Annotated in this window: 23 protein-coding genes; 7 read left to right on the plus strand and 16 right to left on the minus strand. The window is 54.6% G+C overall.

From position 1 onward, the window contains the following. Positions 1-41 precede the first annotated feature (41 nt). The 13 genes from EL633_RS35430 to EL633_RS35490 form a co-directional block, all read right to left on the minus strand. Complete coding sequence (locus EL633_RS35430) at positions 42-1,223, minus strand: hypothetical protein (RefSeq protein ID WP_126632037.1); 1,182 nt, start codon at positions 1,221-1,223, stop codon at positions 42-44. Positions 1,224-1,373: 150 nt separating this feature from the next. Beyond that, entirely contained in the window at positions 1,374-1,883 is a 510-nt protein-coding gene (locus EL633_RS35435; protein ID WP_126632038.1) for a hypothetical protein, read from the minus strand. 127 nt (positions 1,884-2,010) lie between these two features. Then, positions 2,011-2,445 carry a hypothetical protein gene (locus tag EL633_RS35440; protein ID WP_126632039.1) on the minus strand — a complete coding sequence of 145 codons (435 nt, stop codon included), beginning with the start codon at positions 2,443-2,445 and terminating at the stop codon, positions 2,011-2,013. Positions 2,446-2,571: 126 nt separating this feature from the next. Beyond that, positions 2,572-3,147 carry a hypothetical protein gene (locus EL633_RS35445; protein WP_126632040.1) on the minus strand — a complete coding sequence of 192 codons (576 nt, stop codon included), beginning with the start codon at positions 3,145-3,147 and terminating at the stop codon, positions 2,572-2,574. 593 nt (positions 3,148-3,740) lie between these two features. After that, a complete protein-coding gene (locus EL633_RS35450) occupies positions 3,741-3,947 on the minus strand; it encodes a hypothetical protein (protein WP_126632041.1) in 207 nt (68 codons plus the stop codon). A gap of 409 nt (positions 3,948-4,356) precedes the next feature. Next, on the minus strand, positions 4,357-4,782 hold the full coding sequence (locus tag EL633_RS35455) for a tetratricopeptide repeat protein (RefSeq protein ID WP_126632042.1): 426 nt from the start codon (positions 4,780-4,782) through the stop codon (positions 4,357-4,359). Positions 4,783-4,796: 14 nt separating this feature from the next. Further along, complete coding sequence (locus EL633_RS35460; protein ID WP_126632043.1) at positions 4,797-5,147, minus strand: hypothetical protein; 351 nt, start codon at positions 5,145-5,147, stop codon at positions 4,797-4,799. A 322-nt stretch (positions 5,148-5,469) separates the two neighbouring features. Beyond that, positions 5,470-5,682, minus strand: a complete 213-nt coding sequence (locus tag EL633_RS35465; protein ID WP_126632044.1) for a hypothetical protein — start codon at positions 5,680-5,682, stop codon at positions 5,470-5,472. Next, on the minus strand, positions 5,666-6,091 hold the full coding sequence (locus EL633_RS35470) for a hypothetical protein (protein WP_126632045.1): 426 nt from the start codon (positions 6,089-6,091) through the stop codon (positions 5,666-5,668). The genes EL633_RS35465 and EL633_RS35470 overlap by 17 nt, the downstream gene beginning before the upstream one ends. 14 nt (positions 6,092-6,105) lie before the next feature. Further along, positions 6,106-7,329 carry a P-loop NTPase family protein gene (locus EL633_RS35475; RefSeq protein ID WP_126632046.1) on the minus strand — a complete coding sequence of 408 codons (1,224 nt, stop codon included), beginning with the start codon at positions 7,327-7,329 and terminating at the stop codon, positions 6,106-6,108. Positions 7,330-7,462: 133 nt separating this feature from the next. Further along, the gene (locus EL633_RS35480; RefSeq protein ID WP_126632047.1) at positions 7,463-8,122 is read right to left on the minus strand and encodes a tetratricopeptide repeat protein; all 660 of its coding nucleotides are present in this window, start codon (positions 8,120-8,122) and stop codon (positions 7,463-7,465) included. A gap of 1 nt (position 8,123) precedes the next feature. Beyond that, complete coding sequence (locus EL633_RS35485) at positions 8,124-9,176, minus strand: bifunctional DNA primase/polymerase (protein ID WP_126632048.1); 1,053 nt, start codon at positions 9,174-9,176, stop codon at positions 8,124-8,126. Positions 9,177-9,501: 325 nt separating this feature from the next. Further along, positions 9,502-10,527, minus strand: a complete 1,026-nt coding sequence (locus EL633_RS35490) for a PP2C family protein-serine/threonine phosphatase (RefSeq protein ID WP_161982714.1) — start codon at positions 10,525-10,527, stop codon at positions 9,502-9,504. A gap of 423 nt (positions 10,528-10,950) precedes the next feature. Between EL633_RS35490 and EL633_RS38005 the strand changes: the two genes are divergently transcribed. Further along, positions 10,951-11,076 (plus strand): hypothetical protein, encoded by a 126-nt coding sequence (locus EL633_RS38005; RefSeq protein WP_281275987.1) that lies wholly within the window; start codon positions 10,951-10,953, stop codon positions 11,074-11,076. Positions 11,077-12,202: 1,126 nt separating this feature from the next. Here EL633_RS38005 and EL633_RS35495 read toward each other — a convergent pair. Both EL633_RS35495 and EL633_RS35500 read right to left on the minus strand, forming a co-directional pair. Beyond that, complete coding sequence (locus EL633_RS35495; protein ID WP_126632050.1) at positions 12,203-13,096, minus strand: hypothetical protein; 894 nt, start codon at positions 13,094-13,096, stop codon at positions 12,203-12,205. Between the two features lie 683 nt (positions 13,097-13,779). After that, positions 13,780-14,646: a hypothetical protein gene (locus tag EL633_RS35500; protein WP_126632051.1), complete on the minus strand. Its 867-nt coding sequence runs from the start codon at positions 14,644-14,646 to the stop codon at positions 13,780-13,782. Between the two features lie 206 nt (positions 14,647-14,852). Here EL633_RS35500 and EL633_RS36880 point away from each other — a divergent pair, with 206 nt between their 5' ends. The 4 genes from EL633_RS36880 (at position 14,853) to EL633_RS35515 (ending at position 19,642) form a co-directional block, all read left to right on the plus strand. After that, entirely contained in the window at positions 14,853-15,005 is a 153-nt protein-coding gene (locus tag EL633_RS36880; RefSeq protein WP_161982715.1) for a hypothetical protein, read from the plus strand. A gap of 355 nt (positions 15,006-15,360) precedes the next feature. Then, positions 15,361-16,257, plus strand: coding sequence for a conjugal transfer protein TrbL family protein (locus tag EL633_RS35505; protein WP_126632052.1), 897 nt, complete (start codon positions 15,361-15,363; stop codon positions 16,255-16,257). Between the two features lie 51 nt (positions 16,258-16,308). Further along, entirely contained in the window at positions 16,309-16,557 is a 249-nt protein-coding gene (locus EL633_RS35510; RefSeq protein WP_126632053.1) for a hypothetical protein, read from the plus strand. A 58-nt stretch (positions 16,558-16,615) separates the two neighbouring features. Next, a complete protein-coding gene (locus EL633_RS35515) occupies positions 16,616-19,642 on the plus strand; it encodes a VirB4 family type IV secretion system protein (RefSeq protein ID WP_126632054.1) in 3,027 nt (1,008 codons plus the stop codon). Between the two features lie 89 nt (positions 19,643-19,731). On the opposite strand, the gene EL633_RS36885 is transcribed toward EL633_RS35515, so the two are convergent. Then, positions 19,732-19,872, minus strand: coding sequence for a hypothetical protein (locus tag EL633_RS36885; protein WP_161982716.1), 141 nt, complete (start codon positions 19,870-19,872; stop codon positions 19,732-19,734). 138 nt (positions 19,873-20,010) lie between these two features. Here EL633_RS36885 and EL633_RS35520 point away from each other — a divergent pair, with 138 nt between their 5' ends. Together EL633_RS35520 and EL633_RS35525 are read left to right on the plus strand one after the other, a co-directional pair. Beyond that, positions 20,011-23,124 (plus strand): type IV secretory system conjugative DNA transfer family protein, encoded by a 3,114-nt coding sequence (locus EL633_RS35520; RefSeq protein ID WP_126632055.1) that lies wholly within the window; start codon positions 20,011-20,013, stop codon positions 23,122-23,124. Next, positions 23,121-25,229 (plus strand): hypothetical protein, encoded by a 2,109-nt coding sequence (locus tag EL633_RS35525; protein ID WP_126632056.1) that lies wholly within the window; start codon positions 23,121-23,123, stop codon positions 25,227-25,229. The genes EL633_RS35520 and EL633_RS35525 overlap by 4 nt, the downstream gene beginning before the upstream one ends. Positions 25,230-25,436: the final 207 nt, after the last annotated feature.

Consider the following 25,436-nt stretch of genomic DNA (forward strand, 5'->3'; position numbering starts at 1 on the left):
GGTAGAGCAGCACCACCGGTCCAGGACAATAGTTAGGGGGGTTACTTTTGGGTGAGCTGATTGTAAAGCAGCGTGTACTGACTCACACGCAACTGTACGAGGTCAGCAACACGAAAGTGCTGGCAGATAGCCTTGATCGTATCCTGGCTTCCGCTACAGTAGGTGTCGCGAATCCAGGCCATCTGTGTCGCATTGACTAATGGATCATCCCCTGATGGAAGCTGAGGAAGCTCCACAGCGGTTCCATCGATGGACTCATGCTCCTCCGTCACCGTGACCTCCGGGCGCTCCTCGACAATCTCCTGAGAGCGCTGGACCGACCAGATCAGGGTCTCATCGAGCAAGCCTTCGCGCAGAACTTCGCGAATATGCTCGGGTGTACGGTGTGCGTTGAGGTACGCAATCGTCGCCGGTACATTGAGGGGGAGTTCGGGAATTTTCGCCACCATAGGGAAGATGGTGGACTGATCGCCATCCTTCGGCCCAACGGGTTTGGGCGTTCCAGGCACCATTGGGATGGAGAACCCCCAGTACGGAGCACGCGGAGGCTTTTTCTCTTCCCACTTCTTGGGATCAGCAGCCACCTGTGCTCTTATAGCGGCGTTATAGGCGTCGAGCACGCGGAACTGTTCGTTTAAAGCAGCCAGCATATCGTCCACCAGGTAGTTCGAGAGGCTCACCTGGAACCACTCGTTGAAGCCATTCTCTTTGTCGAGCAGTTCATGGATAAAAACACGCATCTGCAGTTGTGGCTTCTTTTTGGGCAGGCCAGTCTTCTTGCTGATCTGGACCGTCCCATCGCGCTCGGTGGCGATCCCTACGCCGTAGGCGATCCCCACGCGATCATCTATCTTGCGCCCCATCTCCCACGTGGATTTGATCCCGTAGGCAACGGGGATGAGGGAGCAGACCGCACCGTTCCAGTTGAGATTCCAGTAGGGCTTTTGCCGCACCTCACCGGTTTTATGCTGCACAGTGTAGCGCTTTGTTCCGCGAGACGCGAGCAGCTCGTCAAGGGTGGGATTGACGTCCGCCGGAACATGCCATCCAACTGCCGTTTCAAAGGTCGTCGTCGTCAGGTTTCCCGTCATATACATCAACTGAGGGTTGGGTTGCAGCGTCGGCTTGACAACTGCATCGATCTCATCGTCAAAGTCCACATCCAGCGGAACGAGCGAGGTATTCAGGGTAGAATCGTTCATAAACAATGTTCTCCTTTGCAAAATGGTGAAAAACACAACAAACGCCGCGCTCAGGTGAGGCGGCAAGGCTCGCAATCGAGTGCGCCATTCTCGATTGCGGCGGGGAAGCAGTACAAAAAGCGGGGCATCGGATGATGTTTTCCGATGCCCCGCACTGTTTTTGTAGGAAATTCATGCCAACTGCCCTCTCGTGCTCGAAACCACAACCCAACGCCCGTCCTGATAGGCAACAGGGAATACAGCAAGTGCGTCTGGATGCCAGATCTGGATCGCGGGCACCTGGTAGGATGCTGGATAACGGAGGTGCGCAACTCGCTCGTCGTGCTGCAGCGCGAGTTGCAACGCTGTAAGCAACTCATCTTGCAGATCGCGAATTCGCTTTCGTACCTGCTGGTCATGTTGTGTCTGGCGATAGGGATAGGTAATGCGACCCTGCGAACCTCCGAGGATCGCTTCTACGGCCAGGACAATACACGCATGCACACGCGAAGTTTCGTCAGATCGCTGCCCGGAGAGCAGAGCTCCCGCCTGAATGGAGTTGCCAGTAGTGCGATACGCTGGCGCGAGGAGCACCTCTGCCTTCGACTGCTCAGAGAGCGCATTCAGGAAGGCAGCGACAGTGCCATATTCACAGACAGATCCAGCCTTCGGGCTGCTCTTCTTTCTAGGGATCTTTGCCATAAGTCGCCTTTGCTTGACGTTAGGCCCCTCCAGGCCGCTACAGCGCTGATAGGGGCGGTCCCAATAGACACTTGCAAAAAGGGAGGGCGGACCTCGCGCTCGATGAGGGGAAGAGAACCGCGCCATATCAGACAATGGCCCCCGTCTGATCGCGGGTAGACACGCCATATTCCAGGTCAAACTCGCTTTGGATTTTGACCCGGCGGTCCCGTCCTGAAAGCTTGAGCGTGAGGAGGATGCTCTCATCCGACGCTTCCGCATCTTTGAACGCTTCCATCGTCAGGATGCCCTCTAAAAACAAGCGGACAGCTACTCTGCTGGAAATGAGGACGTGATCAATCAGGTGTTCGCGGCCTTGTGCTCGGTCTGTCTCAATGACGCTAACGATTTCGTCCAGAGCAGGAGCTGGGCCAACCTCTGTGAGCACGTAGCTCTCTGCTGTGTCACCAAAGGGGACACTCATCGCCCAGTTGTTTCCCGTGTGGGCACCTTGTAGCTGAAAAAGCGTGATGTGCTTCTGTGAGACCTCAAAGTTCGGGCCAGTGACTGTTGATGTCGCCATGAATGGTTTCCTTTCCGTTCAATGAGTGTGCTAAATGACAGTGCGCAAAATGCCGGTTTCGCACGCGCAGTTCACGCGAAGAGGTACGAGAGCCGGCGAATGATGGAGGTCGAGAAGTGGGAGTGATTAGTAGGAGTAGTAGTTCGAGGAGCGTCTGAACTCTTTTATGGTGAAGCACCAGAGCAGGACGGCACCGACGAAGACGGCCACGACCCAGAAATGGGGGATGATGGCCGCCAGCAAAAGGAGCGCGATGAGCAGAAGGACGAGCAGCACATAACCTGCCCCTTTATTGCTGCTGTGGCTAGAGGAGCTGGAGGAACTGCCGCTGCTGGTCGCCTCGTGCCACCAGGAATAGTAGAAGAAACTGGAATGGGAACTGCTGTCGCTGGAAGAGGTGACGCTGTGGTCCGATGGGGCTTGGGGCGCGAGACTCGGCTCGCTGATGAATACACCCTCCGCGAGCGACAGGACAACGAAAAGCGAGAGAAAGCATAGCACAACCGTTGGAGTCGTGTCATCAATGTCAAGCAGCCTCAAGAGTGCCGCGATCCCGATGAATGCGAGAGCAAGCACAACCGCGTACACCCAGATGCTGATCCCCCACCACTCAGCGCTCCATTTGCCAAAGGCGACCACCGCCCACAGCCAGAGGCATGAGAGACCAAATGCAATAATCGCCAGGATATGTCGCTTTTCCATGAGTATGGTCCTTTCAAAATGAGTTTAACAGTGAAAAACATGCAAAAGGGCCACTGCCGAACGATGTCGAGCAATGGCCCTTTTTGTGATATAGATGGAGCAAACCGATCACGGCAGTGAAAGCCAAGTATGATGCGACCCGCATGTCTCCCCATTTTCGTCTCTCGCATCTAATGCGGAAGACCGAGAGAGCGTTTTGCTGCATCACCTCATCATTGCGACAGAAGCCGCCTTTTTGTCTGCTTGTAGTGGGCAGAGTGGAATCCGCGTGAGGCAGGAGGAGGAAAGCGAAAACGGGTGCGCGGGCAGCGCTATAACAGAGTGATCTCCCCTGAGAGGAGATACCGCCTCTGTCCAACGCCAGATCGGTATTCAGTTGTCGTAGGTGGTCGGCCAGGAACGCTCGCTTACATACCGTGCCTCCTTTTTTGGGCGAGATGGAGAGCCTGGCTCACTATCAGGCCCAAACGAGATCTGCTTCCCCCATTTTTCGCGTAAAACAAGAGACCTGCTAGCCGCGCAGCGGAGCAGGTGGATCGAGGCCGCGAGCGCTGAGGGAATAGTCTGGTGGATGGGAAAGAGGAAGGTCGAGATTACGGGCGAGGAGTACTGGTGGGGTGAACATCAGTCTTAGTGGGTTGTCTCCCCTTCGGCGCCGTATACGGCACAACCGTGGGATAGTAGACATGCCCACCTGATGGTATCACGCGCACCGGTTGGGGGGCTGGGCTGGTCATCACATGTGCCAGCAGGCCCAGGAACGATCCACAGAGTACTGCAATAATGATCCAACGACGCATAGAGATTCTCCTTTCTGAGGGAAAAACGGCTGCACACCTGGTGCAGCAGGGTTTATTGAAAAACAAGACACCCACTGCCAACGCACGCAGGGGGAGCGCGTGCGTTCGTGGAGCGTTCCGCGTAACAGCTAAAATGAAGCAGCGTCAAACTGGTCTTCCCGCATGTGACGCTACGCAAGAGTTCGAGCAGCCTTCTTGACGGCTCTGTTCTGTGCGCCATTCCCCCGCCGCCATTGGTGCTTGCAAGTCAAATAGCTGCCCATAGGCAAAGCTTCCAGATGCAAGCCCAGACGACCTCATGCAGTGCGGCTCAAAGCCTGCCCCATTCAATCGCGACCACGCTCTTTTGGCGTTGCCGCGCGATAGCTGATACCCTTCTATAAGGAAGTGTTTTCCCATCACCACTCTCCTATGGGACTTCACCAGCCACGATGCAGTCCCTGGCATGTACCGCGCGCTCCAGTTTGATCTGTTCTATCGCCTCTCGATAGGTGGGATCAGCAGGAGCGAGGTGATGAGCGCGCGTAAAGTCAAGGAGCGCCTGATCATATGCCTCCTCTCGTCCATAGAGAAGTCCCCGGTGAAAATAGACCGCCGCCCGTTCACGCGAGGAAGCGGTGCAGTTCAGCGCGGCGGTGAAACTCGCCAGGGACTCCTCTACCCGCATCTGGAGTGAGAGCACCACGCCACGATAATCGTAGAGTTGCACACAAGGACCACACTGGATACCCCGATTGAGCGCGAGGATCGCTGACTCGTAACGATCACGCATGACGAGCCAACGGGCCTGCCGCAATACTGTATCTACCTGGGTTTTCTGAGAAGTTTGAAGCATAGACATACCCTTTCTTAGAAAACTGCGTTCTCGGCTGATTGATAGGGCAACACCGCAGAAACAAAGGGGAAGGCTGCTTGCCAATCGTGGCGACGATGGTAGCCCGAAAGAAGTTTGTGGATGGCACGCTGCGTCAAAATACAATGGGCTTCGTCGCCGACTGTGATATGCCAACGTCCAGCAACAGTCACCTGCACTTTGTGGACCTTCGCCCACCCGTTCAACATGGCTAAAATCTTCTCCGCAGAGAAGGGCAGACGCTCTTTTTCCGTGAGGAAGAGGCGCAAAGTCTTGTCATAATCAATGGTGACTGTATGATCATCTCTTGTCGTTGTGTAAGCAATGCACAAATGGTGAGAAGACATAATGAGGCTCTTTTCTTGTGATGAATGGACAATAAAAAGAGGCCGCCTGTCAGGAAAAGACCTGGTGGCGACCTATGAGTGATACGTGAAAGTTCAGCGTTGGAAGAAATTCTGGGAAGATGAAGGAGCAAGATGGCAGAAAGCGGCACGAGTACGCCTCTCAAGCGAGCTCCACCTGTAGCAAGAACAGTGATGTATGCCAAACGTGCTAGATGCTAGGTGGGCAAAAGAAGGCGTACTATGGCTTTCACTGGCGAAAAAGGGGTCGCCCGAGCAGACATGCATCGGCTCGAACGACCGTGAAGGAAGGCGTACAATCACATCATTCAGGATTAGTACTCTCGCATGTCTGCTGCGCAGGATCTTGTTGGAGAGTGATTCGAGTTCCCAGGGTCAGGCTCGTCATTTGCACAAACGGCACCAGCATGTGCCCCATGTAGTGCTGCGACCAGCAACACAATGACTCACTGCTGGTCGGCAAGACGTGACCAGGAAACACTGGAAAAGGGAGGCAGATATCATCGGAATGCCACATGTTCACCTCCGTTTTCAGGACGATGCTCCCAAAGAGCATCGACAAATCGTTTGGCCTGATCAACGCCGTCGATCTGCAAGAGGTGTGTCGCTGCGGACTTGACGTATCCCCAGGACTGCCCATCTATCAAAAACGTTCGTCCAGCGGTATCAGAGCAGAGCACATGTCCACGGTAGGTCTGTATATGGCGATGCCAGCAGGCAATATGTGCAAGAATCTCTATGCGTGCTTCCACTGCCCAGATCTTCATACACTCCACCAGTTCATCGGCGACCTTCGTCACGAACAGATACTCGTCTTTCTCTATCGGGCGTGCCCAGTACCCTTTGGGGGCTGGACACGCAAACAACGTTTGTTGTAGACGAGTGAGCCAGGGAAGCCTCGCCTGATCTGATACCATACGAGACACAGGGCATCCCTCCTTTAGCGTACTTCCTGACACTCACGATCTGCGCCCACCTGGTCGGGGATGGCAAAGACGATATGATGGTCGAATTGCGCCGCCAGTTCGTCGTCGAGTGCCTCGCTGAAGCCAATACGGGATGGAGCCGTAAAATACTCCAACACCGTTCGCCACATTTGGGAAATGAACGGATACCCATAAAGAACGAGCACATCAAACGTCGCTCTCGGTAATGGTTCAGTTCTCCGCATTGCCATCTGCATCTCGCGAATAGATGCAATGCTGACGCAGGACGTTATCGTTTCCTTCACGCTGGTTTGCACTGGATACCGTTCGCTCAATGATGCTTCATCCTCGTATGAAATCCACGCATTGTAAGCGCGCACCAACTCAGGTTTCAAAGACGCTTGCGCGGTGACCACCAGAATACGCGAAACGTAGCTGTACAGCAAAAGTCTATCGAGGCAAGCGAAAAGAGCTCCGGTATTGTCCTGGCCTGGAGAGAGCTTTACCAGCACCCGCCCGTGGCCTGCGAGCGTAGCCTCGATACCGACTATGGCGTCACGATGATAGCCAGCAAGATTGTCGGGCAACACCGGAAAAGGGCCGATGCGTGGAGCGCTGGCAGATTCCTGAACCCGAATGATCTCGCGAGCGGCTGGACGTAGGGTGGCAAACCAATCATTCCCCATCTTTTGCTCCAGGGGTCGTCCGCTTCTTGCTGCTCGTGGCGCAACAAAGGAAGACTCACCATGCTCAAACACAGCAGGCAGGCAGGTGGTCTCAACAGGCACCGGCTCGTCTTCGTTTTCTGGAAACGAGACGAGATATGTGCCATCAAGCGAGAGCGAATAGACATCCTGCCCGGCCTCCGGGGTGTAGTTGTCTACCAGCCGTGCGAGCTTTGTGTGGATGCGCGGCAAAACGTAGGCTTCGCCTTCGGCTTTCCAGCACTCGGCGCTTCTGCGCTGACGCGTCCGTAGGTTCTGTATCTCCTCCTGCGCATCAGTGCTACTCGTCATCAAGCACTCCACGTACTCTTTGAGTGCCTTGTACAGGCCGTACTCAGTGTCGTGCTGATCCCGTAGCGACTTGAGCTGCCCTGCGACCCAGCGCAACGTCTTTTGACTACCCCGCGCCTTCCAGTGTTTGGCCTCAGCGAAAGCACCACGGCGATCATACGAATAACGCTGGCGGTCAAGACGGTTGGCCCAATGTTCAAGCGCGTGAGCGTGGGAGTCCACTTTTGCGCGGAGGGGCATGAAGGGAAACGAGATGCTTTTGTCGGGCAGGGGGGCTTGTCGTTCGTTCATAGCTTCTCACTCTTTCTATCTACAAAAAGTCTCCTGTGTCTTCTCAGGAGCGCGAACACAACGGTCATCTTTCCAACTGGCGTGCCCGGAGCCGGGCTCCTGTATGATCCAACGCCTCCCGATACATTTGGCTGTCAGGGACGAGATCTAATGCATACGCGAAGTCAACCAGCGCCAAATCAAATGCTTCTTGTTGGGCAGACAACAGACCACGCAGGTACGAAACCTCAGCTTGTTGATGGGCAGAGTCGGCATAATTCAGTGCCTGAGTGAGATCTACCAGCGCCAGATCAAGCTTGCCACGAACAGCACGCGCCACAGCAAGGTGGCTATAGGCGGCATACGTGTCCTTCCGCGAGGGCGAATCTTCCTGTTCGGACAGGGCGCTCTGCCTGACTGCCGCAGAATACACATTTTCCGCTTCCTGATACCAAGCCCTTGCTCGTTCGTCACGTTTCGAGGATGGCGCCAGAAAAGAGAGCGCCCGCCGGTAGCGACGCTCCAAGAGAGATACAACTGTCTGCTCATCCTGTTGCCCATCCTCACGAAGCAAGGCGAGAACCATATAGCGATCACCGAGCATGGACAGATGCTGGATTCGCTGCTGGACCTGACTCTGATCCAGATCCAGCAGTTCGTACACCAGTCGTGTGGTGACCGGATCGTTTCTTTGCGCGATGAGTTCTTTTACATCCTGCTCATCACGCACGCTTAGCTGCTGCATATCAACCCTTCTTTCGTGTTGTATAGCCTTGCTCGACTAGTGCCCGCACCGCTGCCGCAATATCTCCACCCCAGAACCAGTAAGCAAAAAACTCAAATTTGGTAAAGTAGCGGCCCATTGGTAAACCGACTGATGGAGAAAAACAAAACAAACGGTCTGTTCCATCAGCATTTAAGGTACAATTCGGGCCGGGGCCAGCTTTGCCGGGGTGGCGCAAATAGCGCTCCAGGTAGCCCGCCGCGTTCAATGCAGGCTCAGAAATGTCCCAACCAACGAGGAGTGACTCCCAGGTATTGATTGGGTCAGCCATGAACAAGTCTCCAGGCCGCTCACCGGGCACAGAAACCCTGGGCGTCCACGATCCAGGACGAGATTGAAACACGCGAGCAGGCTCCACCTTCACCAATTCGGGCGCTTCGTCGAGGGTTTTCAGCGACGCGTAGAGTTGCTCACGTTCGACAGCGCTGATAGTCCTGATTGTGCTAACGCTCCCCCGGAGCCGTACATAGGGTTTCCCGTTCGGATGCACAGCCCCACGTGACGGATCGATAATGATCAAGCCACCCTCCTCGCGTGTCTCCACCAGTGTCTCAAAACGTTGGGGAGGGGGCACCGGGCGAAGCGCCAGTTTTTGATTTCCTGGTCGCCTTTCTTTCTGAAACGCTTCTGGACACCGAAAGAGGATGTGTCTTCCACCCTTGGGTGTCTTCTCTTCGTAGCCCTCGGCCAGAAACTCATAAAGAGCCTGCAGGCCTGCATTACATCTTATGAGCTTTCGCCATGCCTCGAACGTCTTCGGATCGTCGAAGTCGAGGGCGACTAAACCGCCACTCACGTAGCCGGTCACCACGGCCAAGCCACGATGAGGATGTCTGAACCATGTTTCTACCTCCTCAACTGAGGGGCAAAACTGCTGATAGTTTTTCCAGCCAGAAACCGCAGGCTGTTTGGAGCCATCCGGCTTAATGGGAAGCACGGAGAGTCCTGCCTCCAGGGCAGCAAGCGCAACCTGGCAGGCCGGAGTTTGGCTCATAGATCGCGGTGCTACTACCATACCTATGCTCTCCGTCTCAACTCAGCCCAGGCTAATCGGTCCACCTGGCAAAGGCCCACAGGCACATACCTTTTCGCGCTTTCACCTCGCGAGGCCGGAACCTGGAGGGCTGGGAAGCAGGTTGCAGTCCGGGTTCCGTATGACAACAGGGATTGCAGCACACAATACGCGGCGTATATAAATGCTCCAAAGAACAATGCAAGCATGAAATGAAGTACGATGGGCAAGATTTATTTCCTTTTTTCTCTCCTTCCTCTTGGAAGGAGGCTAGGGAACGATACTGGCCCACATCTAAAGCGCAGGCCAGATCGACGAATAACGGGGATTAGCTCAGGGAAGCAACGGCCTGCATTTCGACTCGTTGAGCGAAAGAGGGGACAATGATCGTTTTCAGATCCTCCACTATCAGGCCGGTCTTGATGACGAGCAGGCCAATGTTGTCGTGTCCACCTCCGTTGAGGGCCAGATCGACAAGCGCTTCCGCCATTTCCGAAGCATCAGCCTCGGAATCCGACAGGATCGCATGGATCGCTTTCGCCTCTGGATCACGAACCATTTCCCATAAACCATCCGAACATAATAAGAGGATGTCGCCGTTCTGGAGTTGGAGATAGCCAGGTTCGTCAAGATCGACATTTATTTCTCCCAGTGAGCGATAAATGATATTGCGCTTCGGGTGGGTGTACACATCACGTGGCTCGATGTCTCCAGCTTCAAGCAGTTGGGCGACGTACGAATGGTCGCGGGTCAACTGCTTTAATCCAACTCCTGGCCGACACAGGTAGGTGCGGCTATCGCCGACGTTGGCAATGTAGGCTTCTGCCCCAACCGAGAGGACCGCCGTCATCGTGGTTGCCATGATGCGTCCGAAGAGCAGCGGATCCTCATTACGCAGGCAGACTGCCTTGTTTGCCTCACGCATACCGTCGAGAAGCAGATCCTTGAGTGCTAAGCCTCGCACGTTCCCCATGAGTCGGGGGAGAACCTCATCGACGAAGGCATGAACGGCAATGCGGGATGCCTCCTGACCGTTGGCGTGACCACCTGCACCATCAGCCAGGACAAAAATACCGACGGTCTCCCGGTCGCCGGAGCGCACCAGCCGCTCGGCAAAAACATAGTCTTCGTTTTTTGTGCGTGATGGATTATTCCCCGCATCCAGGCCAATACCAATTTCCAACTGTACCGGCGGGATGGACGTTGCCGCCCAATATTCACGCTCGTTGTGACCAAGCCACTCCACCGCTTGATCAAAAAGAAAGGCTGCGTGATCGGTTTGTCCGTTTGCCTGAGCAGCCAGGCTGTTCCGAAGGTAGGCAAGGACGAGATCGGAAGAGTGGGAAGTAGGCATGATAGACACCTTTCTTTTCAGAGTGAAAAAGATCGAGGCACGTTGCATGACCAGGAGGAAAACAACCACGACTGAACGCGGCATGGCTCCGCTCGAAAAGCACAAAATCTTCCCTCTGTGCTCTTCCCTGGGGACAGAAACCCCGAAAAAGCACAAAAAGGCCCCTTGATGCAGCTTTCCTGCCGCTTCTTTTTTGAAGCTTTATTCAGTGAATACTGCGATAGACACTACCTAGGGAATTTTCATTTGTTGATGTTTCGAGTGCGGAAACCTTCTCCTTTTTAACCAACGCCACACAGGACGTATCATAAGCGAACGCACTTCAATCAGTCTTTATAGAAGAAACTGCTATAGTTAAAACGCATTACGCAAAGACACACAACAGAACCACTCAATCAAAGGCCATCATCAGGAGAGTCTCGCGTGCGAGCCACCCTCATTGGGATGGGAGTCGGCAAGGCCAACATCTCCTACGATCCTGAGAGACCGTCACATCACTCGATCACCAAACAGGGAAAGCGTTCCCATGTGATCGTGATGGTCGTGTAGCGCGCGAGCTATCTACACGGCGGCTTAGCAGCCAGGAAAACAAGCTATGTACCATCCCCAACGGGGAGTACTTCTTTGATCACTTTGACTATACCCAATGAAGGCAGGAACGGGACGGGATGGAGACGGGAAAAATGCGGCAAAAGACGGCAAAAGACGGGAAGCCTATCGACCTCATCCATACCTGGACTGCCCGTGGCCATCGAAGTGCTGACCTGCTCCCTTCGACGGCAAGAGAAGGAGCCAGATCGAGATTACCGAAAATGAAAGAGCGAAGGTTCTCTCGCAGCACCTCACACCTGCCTCGATGCGTAGCACACATTCCAGGTACTCTTCTCTTTGGTGACCATTACGGGTTCTTTTCCCGTCTTTTTGCCTCAGACGTATGCAGCTGGCAGGGCGCCCACGTCTGATCATCCAGAAAGAAATAAATTATTAGAGAGTAAGTAATACCTTGCGGTATCCTTACAGCTCTAATAGGGGTGCCATCACACGCATTCAGCAGGGGAGCAGAATTGGGTGAACACTCAACTCAAACAGTATCAGCGCAAGCACTTCTACTATCGAGGAGCGAAACAACCAAACACTCAACCACAGCATTCTGCGGAGGCGTGGAGTCTTCTGGACGGATGACCATCCTCCCGACTCGGGGAAAGCGTTGTGGATGGATACCCCATCCTCCCGGCTCAGGGGAGAGCTGTGGCGACGCTTTACGCGTTGCCGCCTCCGCTCAAGAGGGAATGTTGTGTGGACGGTACCTCCGTCCCACCTGGATTCACCAGGTGGCGCTTCCGGGCTTTGCAGCCCCTGGCCCACAGGAAACCTTTCGGGCTTGCGCCCCACCCGGTCAGGGTGAACCTGGGAAAAACGCGTCCCCTCACTCCCCGGTCAAGGGAGATCGGGAAAAGAATAGGTAGCTTTGGGCCCGCCAGCCCCACCCAACCACGGGTGTCCCATCCGGGAAGGGTTTCTGGTGGAAGCGGCCCACCCACCGGCAGAGGGTTGCCCCCTCTGCAAGGGTTCTGGTGGTGCCGCCACTCCGCCGTCGTGGGATGACCCTCCCACACAAGAGGTTGAGCAGGAGCGCCCTGCTGCCGTTGAAGCATTGCCCCTGCTCCAAATGGGGTTAGAAGCCTAGGGTGAGACGAAGCAGGAACCAGGCCAGCCCGATGGCCAGCGGAACAGCCGCAACCATCACCAAAGCCACGATGCCCCGGGTCAGGATTTTGCGACGTTCGATTCTGGCTTGTGCCTTCTCCATCTCCCTTGGAAGGCTCTGTTCAAGGTTCTGGTTGAATTCCTGCTGAGTTTTGATCGCAGCCTGCATGACCTGCACACCATGAGTGTACATACCCTGCACGCCTTGCTGATACCAGTACACGTTTTGCGACGCTTGCTGATTCAGGCGCTCAACTCCCGCCATCATCCACTGGGCACCTTGCTGCGCTTGTCGGACGCCATCGAGAGCAGCTTGCGCATACTCGCGATTATATTGGTGAGCCTGATGCAGGGCGCTTCCCTGATCCTGCACCATCTGGTGGTAAACACCGTAGAGACGCTCATTACGCTCCATATAGATGTTTGCCTGATTGGCTTTTCGCTGTTGGTCGCCTTCGATCCACTTGTTCTGCAATTCTGTTGCCCAGAAGGCAACGGAGTGTTGCAGCGCGCGAACGAAGTCAACTACTGTATCTGGATTAGCGGCGTCCAGATACAGTCCATGGGTATCTGCATTGATCAGGTCTTTGTCGGCTTTGTACAGCGACCAACCTGTCACAATGAAGGCAAGCTGGATGCTCGCGTTTTGGACGTCACCTGCAAAGGCCGCCCGCAAAGCCTCTTCTCTCCACATCTCTAATTTTGCTCTGTGCTCCTGAAGGGATTGCTCCAAGAGATTGGTAGGGGTTCCACCAAATTGCTGCTTCTTCTGCACGGTATCCAGGTAATAGACACGCGCCTGGTCGCAAGCATCAGAGACGATAGTGGTCAAGAATGGGTTTTGCTGATTGGAGGTTGTCATGGTTGGTTGTTCCTTTCTTGGAACCCACCAGGACAGTCCCATGCGATTACTCGCACAGGAACATGTCTCATGATGGTTCCTGTGCGAATAATTTTTTTCAACAATATGTATCCCTCTGAGGACACAAATACCTTAACTGGACAACCAGGGGACAAGATGGGTTTGAGACGGGGGAAACACGGAAAAAGACGGGAGACGCACGGTGAAACGACCGTGCTGTGTCATGAGAGCCGGAGCACTCACCTTGACAGTGCTCCGGTCTGTGGCGAAAGAAATAGGAAAGAGGTAGCACCCAAAGGGCGCTATCCTCTTGAGATGATACTACTCCACACACTGTCAGGGAGCGAAAGCCAGCAAGCTCAATTCAAGGTCGCAGTGATGCCGAGACACCACTACTACTGTCGAAGAGCACTGGCTCCACTCAACGCACAAGCAGGCGCGTCGTAGGAGTCTCCTGATGGAAAAACCATCTTCCCGACTCAGGGAAAGCCTAAAATTGCGCATATAAGCAACGCGCAGACCTCTTTTCAGGCTCTGGAGAGGAAACAGCTTCAGACAATACCTTCGTCTCATCCCGTTTACGGATGTGCGCGGAAGCGCAAGGGGCCTCTTGAGCAGTGCAGCTCCACCCGGCCAGGTGTCCTCAGAGAAGGTAACGAAAGGAACAACTACAAGGACGATAGTTAGTTGCTGTGGACGCGGCAGCTCTTCAAGAGGAGATTCAGGAAGGAATCCTCGCCATTGAGAAATCCATACCGCTCACACTCAAAGCTCACTGCCAACTTCGACAGCTGCTTCATCAGTGCCGTGACATGCTCCGACAACTGCTCAGCCGGGACGCTGCTCTCTTCAAGCATCAGCTCAACGATGTGAAGCATACCAGGGAACCTCTGGTAGGCCGGATTGTACATCGCCAGACAATAGTGCTTGCCAAGAGATGTATGCAGAGCGCGAATCTCAGAGAGACGGTGCTGCAACCGGCGCTGTTGGTTGTTATTTTTCAGCTCGAACAACCGAAAACGAGCCCATAACTCCTCCACCCACTTTTGATAAAAATCCAGATCCTCGCCCTCGGCCCGCCCGCTGTCAATTTGAGTACCCAGGTGGGTCAGACCACGTGCAATGGCCATCAGTTCAACATAAAAGGGTCGGTAACACTCAGGCAACACCAAGGCAGGCATCAGCGCCCCGAACAGCTTGCTGATTTCCCACAGGTCGGCTTCGATCTGTGGCGTGGTACCGTGAAAAGCATGTGACAAGCTGGTCACTTGTTCCCACACGGAATGCAGGGCAAGTTGCAACTCGTACTGCTTTTTTCCCTCGGCCATGCGCGCGAGACGCTGGTCTTCACATTGCCTTTCATACTCGGCCTTCAGAGCGCGATATACCGCCTGATGTACCGCCTTATTGCGCCACCCAGTGAGCAGATAGAAGATCCATACCGTCATAACAGGGACAAGCATGAGTCCACAGATCAGCACCGGATAAACCACCAGGGCATGGACGCACGTTGAAAGCAAAGTATTCAAGTCAATGGATGGAACGGACATAGGTGAACCTCTTTCTTTTTTCTTGGCGGCTGTTCACCTGAAACAGGTGTTTCCCTCCAAAGCTCACCGCTGTCATGGCTTGCGCCATACACAGGGCGAGTATTCTGCAGGTACTCGTTCTGTGCAGGCGACTCATTACACAAACATCGATCAGTGTCCGTGGTGGACGCTTTTCACTGTAGCAGGGCAAGAGGGGAGCGAGTCTGGTGCCAGACGGAAAAAACACAGGATCGGGGCAGGAAGTAGACGGAGGAACGGCACCAGACTCGCAACGCCAGAAAAAAACACGGGAGAAGGGAGGATGCGCAGGCAAAAGAAAAGAGTACCTGATCGATGAATGCTACTATCTCAGCCTGTAAAGCCACACGATGAATCTCAATTGGCTGCTCATTGCGCAACGTCAATCTTGCTCTCATACCACTTAACCGCCGCCATCCATTGGGCGAGCCGTCACGGCTGAACCACACCTCAGCTCCTATCCAGAGCCGACATCCCTTCAGCATTTCCCGCTATATAAGGAAGGGAATCATTTCATCACAGACCAGGTTCGTCATCCCCGTGTTTTGCCGTGTTTTGCCGCCTTGCTCCCGTCTTTTTCCTGGCATTTTCCCTGCCTGCGCCTGTGCCATACCCATCTGAGCTTGTTACTCTGACTTTCGAGCAAAAGCCAAGAGGCGCACGCTGCCTCTGGAAAGTGGAAACGAGAAGAAGAGTATGCATTTTTTTCTGACCGGACTTGTGATGGCCGATCTCATTGGAGACCTTGGCAACGCCGTCGCTAACGGCATCGGCCAGTTTTTCAGTGGTTTGATTGGCAATATTCTCAATAACCTCAATGACGCCATTGGTCCCATTGTCGCCTTAATGGGCAACACGCCCTTAAATCTCACAACAGCCAATCCTGTGATCAACGGGGCCTGGCAGACGATGGTGGGTGTCGCGGATGCCTTTTTAGGCCTCTACGTGATTATGAAGATCATCCAGATCATGCATGGAGAGGCAACGGGCACGACCCATATCCCATTGGGCCAGTTCGTGCCCAAAGTCATCTTGACCGTCATTTTGATCCATGCATCTTCTTTTCTGGGCCAGGAGCTTCTCATCATCGTCAATGCACTCTGTGAGCTGGTGCGCACAAATGTACAGGACCTGGCGAGACAGGTAAACGGTGGAAAACTGTTTGACACCAACCAGGTTCTAGGCCTCTCGGTCGTCTTAGCCATCATCTTTGGCTTTAGCATGGTGCGAGTTGTTTTCCAGGCGGTCAAAAGAGTGGTCTTCTTCAATGTCCTCTATGTGCTCAGTGGCCCGGCCTTCTTAATGAGCCTGGACGCCCAAACCGCTCCGTGGTTCCAGTTCTGGCTCAGAACCTACTTAGTCACGGCTTTGGAGCAATTCTTACAGTTTTTTACCTTTGGCTTAGGATTTCAATTTCTTATTGCAACGAAAACGACCGGCTTTACAGGCTTTGTCCTGGCGATTGCCCTCCTCAATTTGACGGCAGAAATCCCGTCGCTTATGTCGCGCTTTGCCTCTTCATCAGGTGGAAGCGCTCCGGGGCTTGGGTCACTCGTTCGCGGTGCAATGACGGCTGCGGCCTTGTTAATCTAGAAACTTTTGCCCGATTCCGGGCCTAGAAACTCACGAAAGGATTTACGAACAATGGGAACACTGAACAACCTTAATACTATTGTTACCCAACTTCAACAACATGCCGCGACCATTGGAATTACCTTGGCCGGTCTGATGATTGGCATCTACTGCATGATGATCATGCTTTCACATGATAACTCAGCTATGGCAAATCGCAACAAGTGGGACAACCTTCAGAAGGTCCTCATTTGCGCTGGCATCATCGCTGGGACTGGAGCATTTATGCAGTTCGCCCAGGGTCTGGGAAAGATGCTATGAAGTCAGCTCACTGGCGGCTCACCCTTGATACAAAGGTGAGCCGCTGAAAGGAGGAAGCATGCAAGACGAGCGCGACGCCAATCCACTCGTAAAAAACGTTCCAGGGCAACTGTTCTCATTTGAGGAACGGGTATTCGGCGTGATGAGCATTACACAATTGCTGAGTGACCTTGGTGCGGGTGTGGGTATTCTTTCGCTCACCGGGTCACTCTCCCTTGTGCCGCGCCTCATTGTGTCCCTGATTCTGCTCATACCGGCACTCATTCTGATTCACGGGAAAACCCATGACCAGACACTCCTGTCCTGGATCTTGTTGTATATACGCTCCCTTTTCATTGCGCGGCACAGTACCTGGCAACCGCTGCAAGAGTTGCAGGAAAGAGCAAAACGCAAAGAAAAAAAGGCGATCAAGACAGATGGTGCTTCCATCCAGAGCACCTGGATTGCCCTAGATAGTCTGGATCGAGGCATCGCTGGGTATAGCGAGACGGGGAGGAAGGGGCCAGCGGGTCGGTACTGGGCTGTGTTAGAGTGCGAAGGGCACAATGTCCGTTACTTACCCGAAAGCGATCAGGTAAAAACCTTTAGCCGCTTCGAGACATTTCTCTGCGGGCTGGAGTTCCGTCTCCAGTTCATCTCACACATCGAGCAGGTTGATCCTGCGCACTACAAACCACTCCTCGTGCAAAAACAGGCGGTGACAAGCCTCGCCAAGACCCCTCGTCTGGCTGCCCTACAGGAAGCGAACATCCGCTATCAGGAGCAGCACCTACAAAATTGCACACTCACACGCCATTTCGTGGTCCTTACGGCTACCGCTGGGGAAGAGGCATATCGGCAGGCAGATGGGGAAAAGCAGGGCGTCCTGAGCTTTTTCTGGCGCATGTTCTCCAAGCAAAAGCCAACAGAGATTCCGCGAGAACAGGTTCTCGACCAGCTTCGCGTTCGCCTCTCAGTCCTCAAAAAAATACTCCAGCAGCTTGATGTGCGCTGCCAACTCCTTGAAGACCCGGAGCTGCTCAAACAGTTTGTCATGTGCCTGGCCCTGGGCGCAGAACTACCCACGTTTACGCCACGTCTGGAAGGTGCAGTGGAGGCAGCGAGGGCTTTGGCTGTTGCGGCAGATGCGGTCGATCTGCCCACAACACAGGACCCGAACAGGACAGCGCCACAGAAAGCGCGGCCACCTTCTGGCAGAAGTAAGAGCTTTCACAAGAAAAGTATCAAGGGGCTTCACGGCAAAATCGTGTATACGAGCGCCAACGCCCAGGCCCGTTTCGAGGCTGGAGTGGTGAATCTGGCGGATCTGGTTGCCCCCTCGCGCATTGACATCGAACCTGACGTGCTCGAAGTCTCAGTCCGAGAGAAAAAGCGGTTTCAGCGATACTTCCACGTTGTGGGTTACGGGCATCAACTGCTGTGCGGATGGGTCGGCGACTTGACCGAGTTAGGGCTTCCCATGGTGATCTCGACCACCTTTGATCCCATCGACAGCCAGTACATGATTAACCGATTGGAAATGCAACTGGTTCGTCTGGAATCCAGGAGAATCGCGGACCAGAAGGCGTTACGCATAGGGCGCGCCGGCAGAAATATCGAGGCTGACCAGATCCGCGCTGTGACCCACGCCCTGGCTGGGCGGCGTATGAAAATTTTTGCGGTGCAGATGACCATCGGCATCCACGCCTCCTCACGAGAGCGGCTGGAACAACGCACGCACTACCTGCTCTCGCACTTACGGCAGAAGCAGCTCAGGGTCCGACCGGCCATTCGTCGCCAAGATAAAGCCTGGCAGGCCACGCTGCCGACCTGTCCCGTCACGGAGATCGATGTATCGGTCAACTTGCCCTCCAGCGTGCTGTCCTCTTTTTTACACATGAGTTCGGGCATCATCGGAACACCAACCGGCGTCTTCATGGGCTTTACCGGCTCTGGAGCGAGCCGCCGACCGGTCTTTTTCAACCCGTGGTCCGAGGACAAGCGTATCCCTAATCCCCACGTCGTGTTCGTCGGTGAATCGGGGATGGGCAAGTCATTTACGGGCAAGGTCTTTGTCAGCGGCATCATGGGCATGGGCATCGCCGATGTCGTGGTCTTAGACCGCGACGATGATTACCTGCCGCTCCATGAATACCTGGGTGATGAGAGCCAGCGCTACAACCTGGCACGCGGCTGCCCGATTAACTTTTTCGATATTCCCTATGCACCCTCCGACGTGGACCCTGACGACCCCTCGGACCTGCTGGCGGAATTTATCGATAACCAGCTCCTGGCGGGACTCACACTGCTGCTCTGTGACGCAGACACGAGGCTTTCCAAAATCGAAGAGGCATATCTGATGCATGTGGCGAGAAACGCCTATGCAGGCAAAGGTATCACCTCCGAGGCCATCAGGACTGATCCTTCTACGCTCCTGCGCGAGATGCCAACGCTCGCCGACTTCATCGAGACGATGCGCTCCACTCCAGCCTCAAGCGAGACGTTACAGGCATCGCTCATCGAACGGCTGGAGAAGGCCGCCTACCTCTTTAGCGGTCAGACGAGCGTGTCCATCGAGAAGCCCCTTACCATCTTTTCCATCCACGATTTAGATGAGAAGTGGTATGCGCTGATGACCTTTGTCGTCCAAAATTTCCTGATGCGTCACCGGGCGCTCCGGCAGGACGAGCGCTACCTCGCCTATGTCGTTGAGGAGGCCAGCTACATGTTAAAACACCCGGCAGGGCGCAAGTATCTAGAAACGGGGTCGCGCGGCTTTCGGAAGTTGGGTATCGCCCAGATCACCCTCTCGCAACACCCCCGCGAGTTTTTGACCGACGGCGCAGTGATTATGAACAACTGCGGCTCTGCATGCTATCTTGGCATGCAGCAGTATGCGGCCCAGGAACTCCACCTTCCAGAGGAACTAGAGCGTACCCTCACCGCCGCTGTTCCAGGTCAACTGGTGATGCGGGTAGGTAACGAATTTGCGGCGGTCGCTATTGCGGCCAGCCCGCTCCATCGGAAAATATTCACGACCTCTCCCCAAGAACGCAAAAAGTTGCGCCAGAGGGAACGGCAACGTGCTGAATCTCTGGCCTCATAAGCCAGCAGGAAAGAAAGGAGATCGTTATGCCGATGATCCTCGATAGGCTCAAAAACACACGTGAGGTCAGAGTAATACGCGCAGCAGCCTCACATCCCAAAGTCATGGCGGCCATGTGCTGGCTCAGGGGGCCATTCATACAGCATCTCATCCTCCTGCTTCTGGCAACACTCGTTGCCTGTTGCCTTGGGTACAGTCTCCTCGCGTTCCTCTCCCAGGCTCCGATGCATCAACCGGTCGCCTCACTAGTGTATCAGGGAACGAGGGGAGGCCAGGCCGGAGACACGGTTCTGTGCTGGTTCCGTTGCTTTCGACCGGCGTACATAAGGACATCGCTCGCCTAATGGGCACGAGAAGGGAAAACAAAAATGGTTCACTTACAGATACCCGGGCAGACAACACCCACAGCGCCGACGGTTCCTCTGCATTTGATGGTCAATCAAGCAGGTTCGCTCCAGGGGAGCGAGTTCCTCGCGATGATCATTCCATTTGATGAGGGTGAATTGCAGGCACAGGCGATGGAAAACTGGTTTCAAGCATGTGCCAGTGATGAGCCTTTTTGCCTGGAACTGGTGGGCACACGTCGAGAGCAAGGCTTTTTACTGCGGGCCAGCTCAGAGGCTCAACTCACGCTGCTCTGTAAGCAATTCCAGGCACAATACCCGCAGGCAGAAATTCAACGGGTCGCCCCCAGCGCAGATCCACTCATTCTCCATCCCGGGGAGCAGGCTATCATTGGAGATTTTGCACTGACCCAGCCGTCATGGATGCCACTCAAGACCTTCACCGGAAAGACGCTTGCAGAGCAGGGCAACGATCCACTCGCCAACCTGCTGGCAGCAATGGAGGCCGTCTGGCCAGGGGAACGGATCATCTGCCAGCTCGCTCTGGTCCGTGCCCCCGATGATTGGATTGGTCCGGCGATCCGCAAAGCGGTTGAGCATCCACTCCAAGAGGAACGTGACAGATTTGCCGCCTCGTTAAAGGGAACAGACGCTTCCAGCACAGCCCGTGGTTGGCGGATCTTCTTCAGCTTCTTCGGGGTCTTCGGAGCCCTGTGGGGATACCGGCTTTACCGCGAAGGAGCCCAAGTCCCCCTTCTGCTGCTTATCCTGGGGGCTGTCTTGGTTGGCATCCTGGGACTGGTCTGGTGGATCAAAAACAGTCGGCGCGAGATCTACGATATGAAACTGGTGGCTGAAAAACTGGTGCGTGCTGCTTTCTATATGCAACTCCGGGTCATCGTGGTGGGAAAGAAAGCTTCCACCACGCCCGAAACACTACGCTCACACCTGACGGGCATGGAGGTCGCCTACCGTCAATTCTCCCTGGCGAGCGCGAACAGTCTCGCCATAAGAGATGCCAAACTCATCGATGTCAACCATACGATGGCCGGAACGCTATGCCTACCTTCACACGCCTTCGCCTATCATCATCCCTGGTTACGCTTCTTCCATCATGGATGGAGTAAATTCATCTGTAATGGCCTGGAGTTGTCAGGCATGTTTCACCTGCCCCAGCAGTTCACTGACCTTCCACTCGTGAAAAGAATCAGCGTCAAACATCTCCTGTTCTCACCAGAGGTATCTCACGCCGTTGCCGAAAGCCAGGATCCACTCCCACCGGTTGCCATTGGCTACTCGAAGCATCGCAGTTTCGCGATCAAGGTCTTGCTCCCGTTTCTGACCCAATTTTCGCACAAGTTTCTCGTGGGAAGATCCAGGTACGGGAAATCGGTGCTGATCCAGTTGCTCATTGCTGGTGTGATGCGCCACGTACGCGATGCCTCTCCGCAGCCAGGGATTTTCTGCATTGATCCGCACCGCGATCTCATTTTCGATATTCTCAAGCAGATTCCACCGCACAGGGCCAAGGAGGTGTTGCTGTTGGATTTTACTGAGAGTACGCACATTGTTGGCCTCAATCCCCTGGATGCAACGCAAGGGCTGACACGCGACCAGATGGTTTCTTCACTCATGAGCTGCTTTGAGCGCATCTGGGAGAAATACTGGGGGCCACGCATGTCCTTCTTTTTGAAGAACATCTGCTTGCTGTTGATTACGCTCAATTTTCGCTTATGTGCAGCAGGCCGCGCGAACGAACAATACACGCTGCTCGACATCAATCCAGTCTTGCAGTACAAAGATTACGCCACACTCGTTTTGAATCAGCTTGACCGGTCGGAAACCTGGCACCAGGAGTTGCTCGCATGGTTCCAGCATACGTATTGGACGTTGCCGACGAATAGCTCATTTCGGCAAGAAATCATTCTTCCGATCTTGTCAAAAATGAGTGTGTTCAACGACAACATACAGCTCAGGCGCATCTTTAGCCAGCCGATAACAACGGCAGCGGTTCACAAGGCGATCACCGAAGGAAAAATTGTCTTATGTGCGCTGAGTTCTCGCGATATGGACGAGGCCTCCGTTAATATCTTAGGTTCTACCTTGATCAATACGCTGCATTACGCTTTTACACGGCAGCAGGATGTGCCGCTCATGCAGCGCCGCAAGTGCGCAGTGTTCGTAGACGAACTCCAGAATTTCACCGGCAGCCAGTTCTCGAAACTCCTGTCGGAAGATGCCAAGTGGGGATGTTCCGCCCTCTTCACCACCCAAAACCTCAAGAGGCTCAACCAGCTCCAGGATGGCCTGCAAGAAATGCTGCTCTCCAACTGTGACAACCTGTTCGCCTTCAACGTCAGCGCGGCGGACGCAAAAATTCTGGAGTCTGAATTTCAGGAGCGTGTGACGCAGAAGCACATTCTGAGTCAGCCGCGTCTGCATTGCTACGCCCGCGTTGCGATACCAGGCTATCCGCTCCAGTTCGCAAGCGTGACCCTCGCACAACCACCTTCCTGGGGCTCATCTCCCGACAGGCAAGCCCTGGCAGATGAGATCCAGCGCGAGAACCACGCCCGTTTCAACAATGCCGCTGACATTGACCGCCAGCACGAGGTGCATCTCAAAAAATTCCTGGATGTGAGCCTCTTTGCTGATAAAATTCAAAAGGATGCAGAGTCCATCGAATACCATCGCCAGCGTCGAGAAGAGGAGGAGCGCCGCATCCAAGAGTTGCAGCAGGATGCCGATCAGCAGCAGAACAACGAGTCCGATGACGATCCAGCCGATCAACAGGGAGAGGTCAAGCTGCCTACTGCCAGATATGATGCCACATCTGCTGGCAAGGGGGGACAAACGGGGCGAGAACAGGGGCAGAACACATCGACTCCCCCCCCGAAAGGAAACGCTGCGAGCGCGAACCAGGGCGACAACGACGCTGACGGGCTGGCAAAACGCAAACGCACCCGCAGCCGTCGGATGAACCGGATGAAAAGTAAGGCACCTGTGGGTACTCCCTTTCCAGGGATAGAGTCCTCACCTGAGACGGGCCCCGCAGGCGAGGTTCGTCCACTGCCACCCCCCTCCAGTTCTATGAGTTGGGGCCGTGAGGGGGGTGAACGAGGGGAGCGCGGTGCATGAGTGTCCTTCAGCAAGAACTTCCACCGCTGCTAAAAGAGGAGGTGCTTCCCCTCCTCACATCAGATCAGATCACCGATCAGCACATGGATGTACTCAGGTGGTTGGTATGGTTGTCACTGCTCACCCGCGAGGAGTTGGGACGCGTCCTCAAGCGAGACACGCAAACACTATGGAACCACCTTGATTTCTTAACCAAATGTGGTCTCATCGATTACGTGATCCTCAACGAAACGGGCTGGCCACGCCGCCACCATCGCTACTATATCACCGACCTTGGCCTGCACGTCCTGGCGGCGCGGCATGCACCAGCGCTCTCGGCACGCAAAATCGCCATGAGTTATCCGGTCACGCAGGCAGATCTCCTTGAGCGCCTGGCACGGCCACGCGTTCATTTACTCCTGTGCGAACTCGTCACGCGACTGATTACCGAATGCCCGGCGGGATACCATTTGAGCAGCTATCAACAGCCATACAAACAAGCCTATAGGGATGTCACTGGCAAAAATCATACGATGACGTTTGACGCTGCCTTTCTTTTGCAAACTCCCGGGGGAGCACAGCACGCCTTTTACATTCACATCGATCAGCCAGAACATATGTTTAGTCAGAAAGAAGCAAAGGTCTTCATAAAAAAGCTTTTCGCGCTGCGCCAGTGGATGCGTTTACAAGGCGAGGTCATGCCGCACCTGCTCTTGCTCTCCGGGGTAGAACGCTTCTCCTTCTGGTCCGAACACCTGGAGCGCATCACGCTCAATCAGGGCATTTCCCTGCTGAGCGGTTCCATCACCGATACGGGGCAGATGCGAAAAGGAGCCTACGCGCCTATCTGGATTCCCTTTCAGAAGCTCCCTGAACATGATGGACGAGTAAAAGAGAGCGATCTGCTAGATCTTCTCTCACTGCTGGATCGGCCCATCTCATCGCGCATCGCCGAACAGTTCTCTCAGTACTTTACCTTCCAACATCTGCTTTTGCGCAAAGAGGCCAATGCGCTTTCTCCAAACAGGCGCACACTAAAACGCTACGTTGAGAGCTCGCTGCAAGAGGCATCAACAGCACTCACGGCGCTCCTTACCCCACGCGTTCTCTCGCCAGAAGAACGCAAGCAACGGCCCGCCCACGCGGAAATGTCCAGAGAGATCCTCGATATCCTTTATGGGGCGAAAGAAGAGCGCCTCGCAATGAGTACGCAACTCACGTTGGCCCTTTCTAACCAGCAAAAGGACATCTTAGCCCATCTCACCAGGCATCCCTACTTGAGCCAGCCTGATTTGCTCACGCTTCTGCACCCGGAGAGTCAAAACGAACGCCTCCTTGCACGTCAGATGACGCCGTTGATCCATATGGGATTTGTCCGTGTCTACTCATGGGACAATGCACCTTCATGGCGAGTGCACGAGCGGTACTACGCAAGCGAGTCTGTTCTCCGGTTCTTCGCCGTGCGCCATGGGCTTTCTCCCGCCTACTACCTGCATCCGATATTCCCCAAGGATGAAAAACGCCATCCGGTCTCGCCGCTGTCCAGAAAGGTGGTCTGGCTCCAACATGGAGCTGGTTTGCTCAAACAGCAGATGCCCCATACTGCTGGTGTCTACACCTGTGTGCGAGCTATCCTCGCCGCATCCTATCAAGGTGCTCCGTACCGGATCAATTACTGGAAGAGCGCACAGGAATCGGTACGTTGGCATCAGGACCCTTTCCATACAGAGGAAGATGAACCTGTCTCCTTTATTCGCCCAGATGCAGAACTCCTCTATACAGTCAACGATGTATTCATCCCGCGCCCGCTCCTCATCGAATATGATCGTGCGACCACCTACAGCCGAGAACACACGCGAAAAATGAGGTGCTACGCCGATTACCAGCATTTGTCTCGCACGATGCTGCCTCCTATGCTGATGATTGTGCGAAACGAACGCGCAGCGCAATCAGTTCGAGCTGCCATAGTCTCCGAAAAAGCCTTCGATGTACGTGTCATTATGATCCTCGAAGAGCAGGTGGTGCGGGAGGGCCTCTTGCCTGTCCTGGACCAATTACGATGCCTTTCCCTCCCCACAGAAGGGGATACCGTTGCACTCTCATCGCCCATCAGGGAGTCCGGCTAAACTCTGCCATCCTGTTTTTCCCGCGTTCCCGACTTCCGCCGTCTTGCTCCCGCGCCCATCGGTTAGACTCTTCCTGGTTTGAGATTTACTCTTGCGAGTCCACCAACAACCGCCTCGCCCTCCGGCCAACCGTCTTTTGCCGCGTTTGTCCGTCTCGCTCCTGCCTCTCTCCCGTCCCACACCCGTGTCAGCACTGCCCTCCCACGT

The organism is Dictyobacter alpinus, from assembly GCF_003967575.1.
GTDB classification, from domain to species: domain Bacteria; phylum Chloroflexota; class Ktedonobacteria; order Ktedonobacterales; family Ktedonobacteraceae; genus Dictyobacter; species Dictyobacter alpinus.

Bases quoted from the DNA above. Each gene is read 5' to 3' on its own strand.
- EL633_RS35435 (WP_126632038.1), bottom strand. From the start codon at position 1,883: ATGGCAAAGATCCCTAGAAAGAAGAGCAGCCCGAAGGCTGGATCTGTC.
- EL633_RS35440 (WP_126632039.1), bottom strand. From the start codon at position 2,445: ATGGCGACATCAACAGTCACTGGCCCGAACTTTGAGGTCTCACAGAAG.
- EL633_RS35445 (WP_126632040.1), bottom strand. From the start codon at position 3,147: ATGGAAAAGCGACATATCCTGGCGATTATTGCATTTGGTCTCTCATGC.
- EL633_RS35450 (WP_126632041.1), bottom strand. From the start codon at position 3,947: ATGCGTCGTTGGATCATTATTGCAGTACTCTGTGGATCGTTCCTGGGC.
- EL633_RS35455 (WP_126632042.1), bottom strand. From the start codon at position 4,782: ATGCTTCAAACTTCTCAGAAAACCCAGGTAGATACAGTATTGCGGCAG.
- EL633_RS35460 (WP_126632043.1), bottom strand. From the start codon at position 5,147: ATGTCTTCTCACCATTTGTGCATTGCTTACACAACGACAAGAGATGAT.
- EL633_RS35465 (WP_126632044.1), bottom strand. From the start codon at position 5,682: ATGTGGCATTCCGATGATATCTGCCTCCCTTTTCCAGTGTTTCCTGGT.
- EL633_RS35480 (WP_126632047.1), bottom strand. From the start codon at position 8,122: ATGCAGCAGCTAAGCGTGCGTGATGAGCAGGATGTAAAAGAACTCATC.
- EL633_RS35485 (WP_126632048.1), bottom strand. From the start codon at position 9,176: ATGGTAGTAGCACCGCGATCTATGAGCCAAACTCCGGCCTGCCAGGTT.
- EL633_RS35490 (WP_161982714.1), bottom strand. From the start codon at position 10,527: ATGCCTACTTCCCACTCTTCCGATCTCGTCCTTGCCTACCTTCGGAAC.
- EL633_RS35495 (WP_126632050.1), bottom strand. From the start codon at position 13,096: ATGACAACCTCCAATCAGCAAAACCCATTCTTGACCACTATCGTCTCT.
- EL633_RS35500 (WP_126632051.1), bottom strand. From the start codon at position 14,646: ATGTCCGTTCCATCCATTGACTTGAATACTTTGCTTTCAACGTGCGTC.
- EL633_RS35505 (WP_126632052.1), top strand. From the start codon at position 15,361: ATGCATTTTTTTCTGACCGGACTTGTGATGGCCGATCTCATTGGAGAC.
- EL633_RS35510 (WP_126632053.1), top strand. From the start codon at position 16,309: ATGGGAACACTGAACAACCTTAATACTATTGTTACCCAACTTCAACAA.
- EL633_RS35515 (WP_126632054.1), top strand. From the start codon at position 16,616: ATGCAAGACGAGCGCGACGCCAATCCACTCGTAAAAAACGTTCCAGGG.
- EL633_RS36885 (WP_161982716.1), bottom strand. From the start codon at position 19,872: ATGCATCGGAGCCTGGGAGAGGAACGCGAGGAGACTGTACCCAAGGCA.
- EL633_RS35520 (WP_126632055.1), top strand. From the start codon at position 20,011: ATGGTTCACTTACAGATACCCGGGCAGACAACACCCACAGCGCCGACG.
- EL633_RS35525 (WP_126632056.1), top strand. From the start codon at position 23,121: ATGAGTGTCCTTCAGCAAGAACTTCCACCGCTGCTAAAAGAGGAGGTG.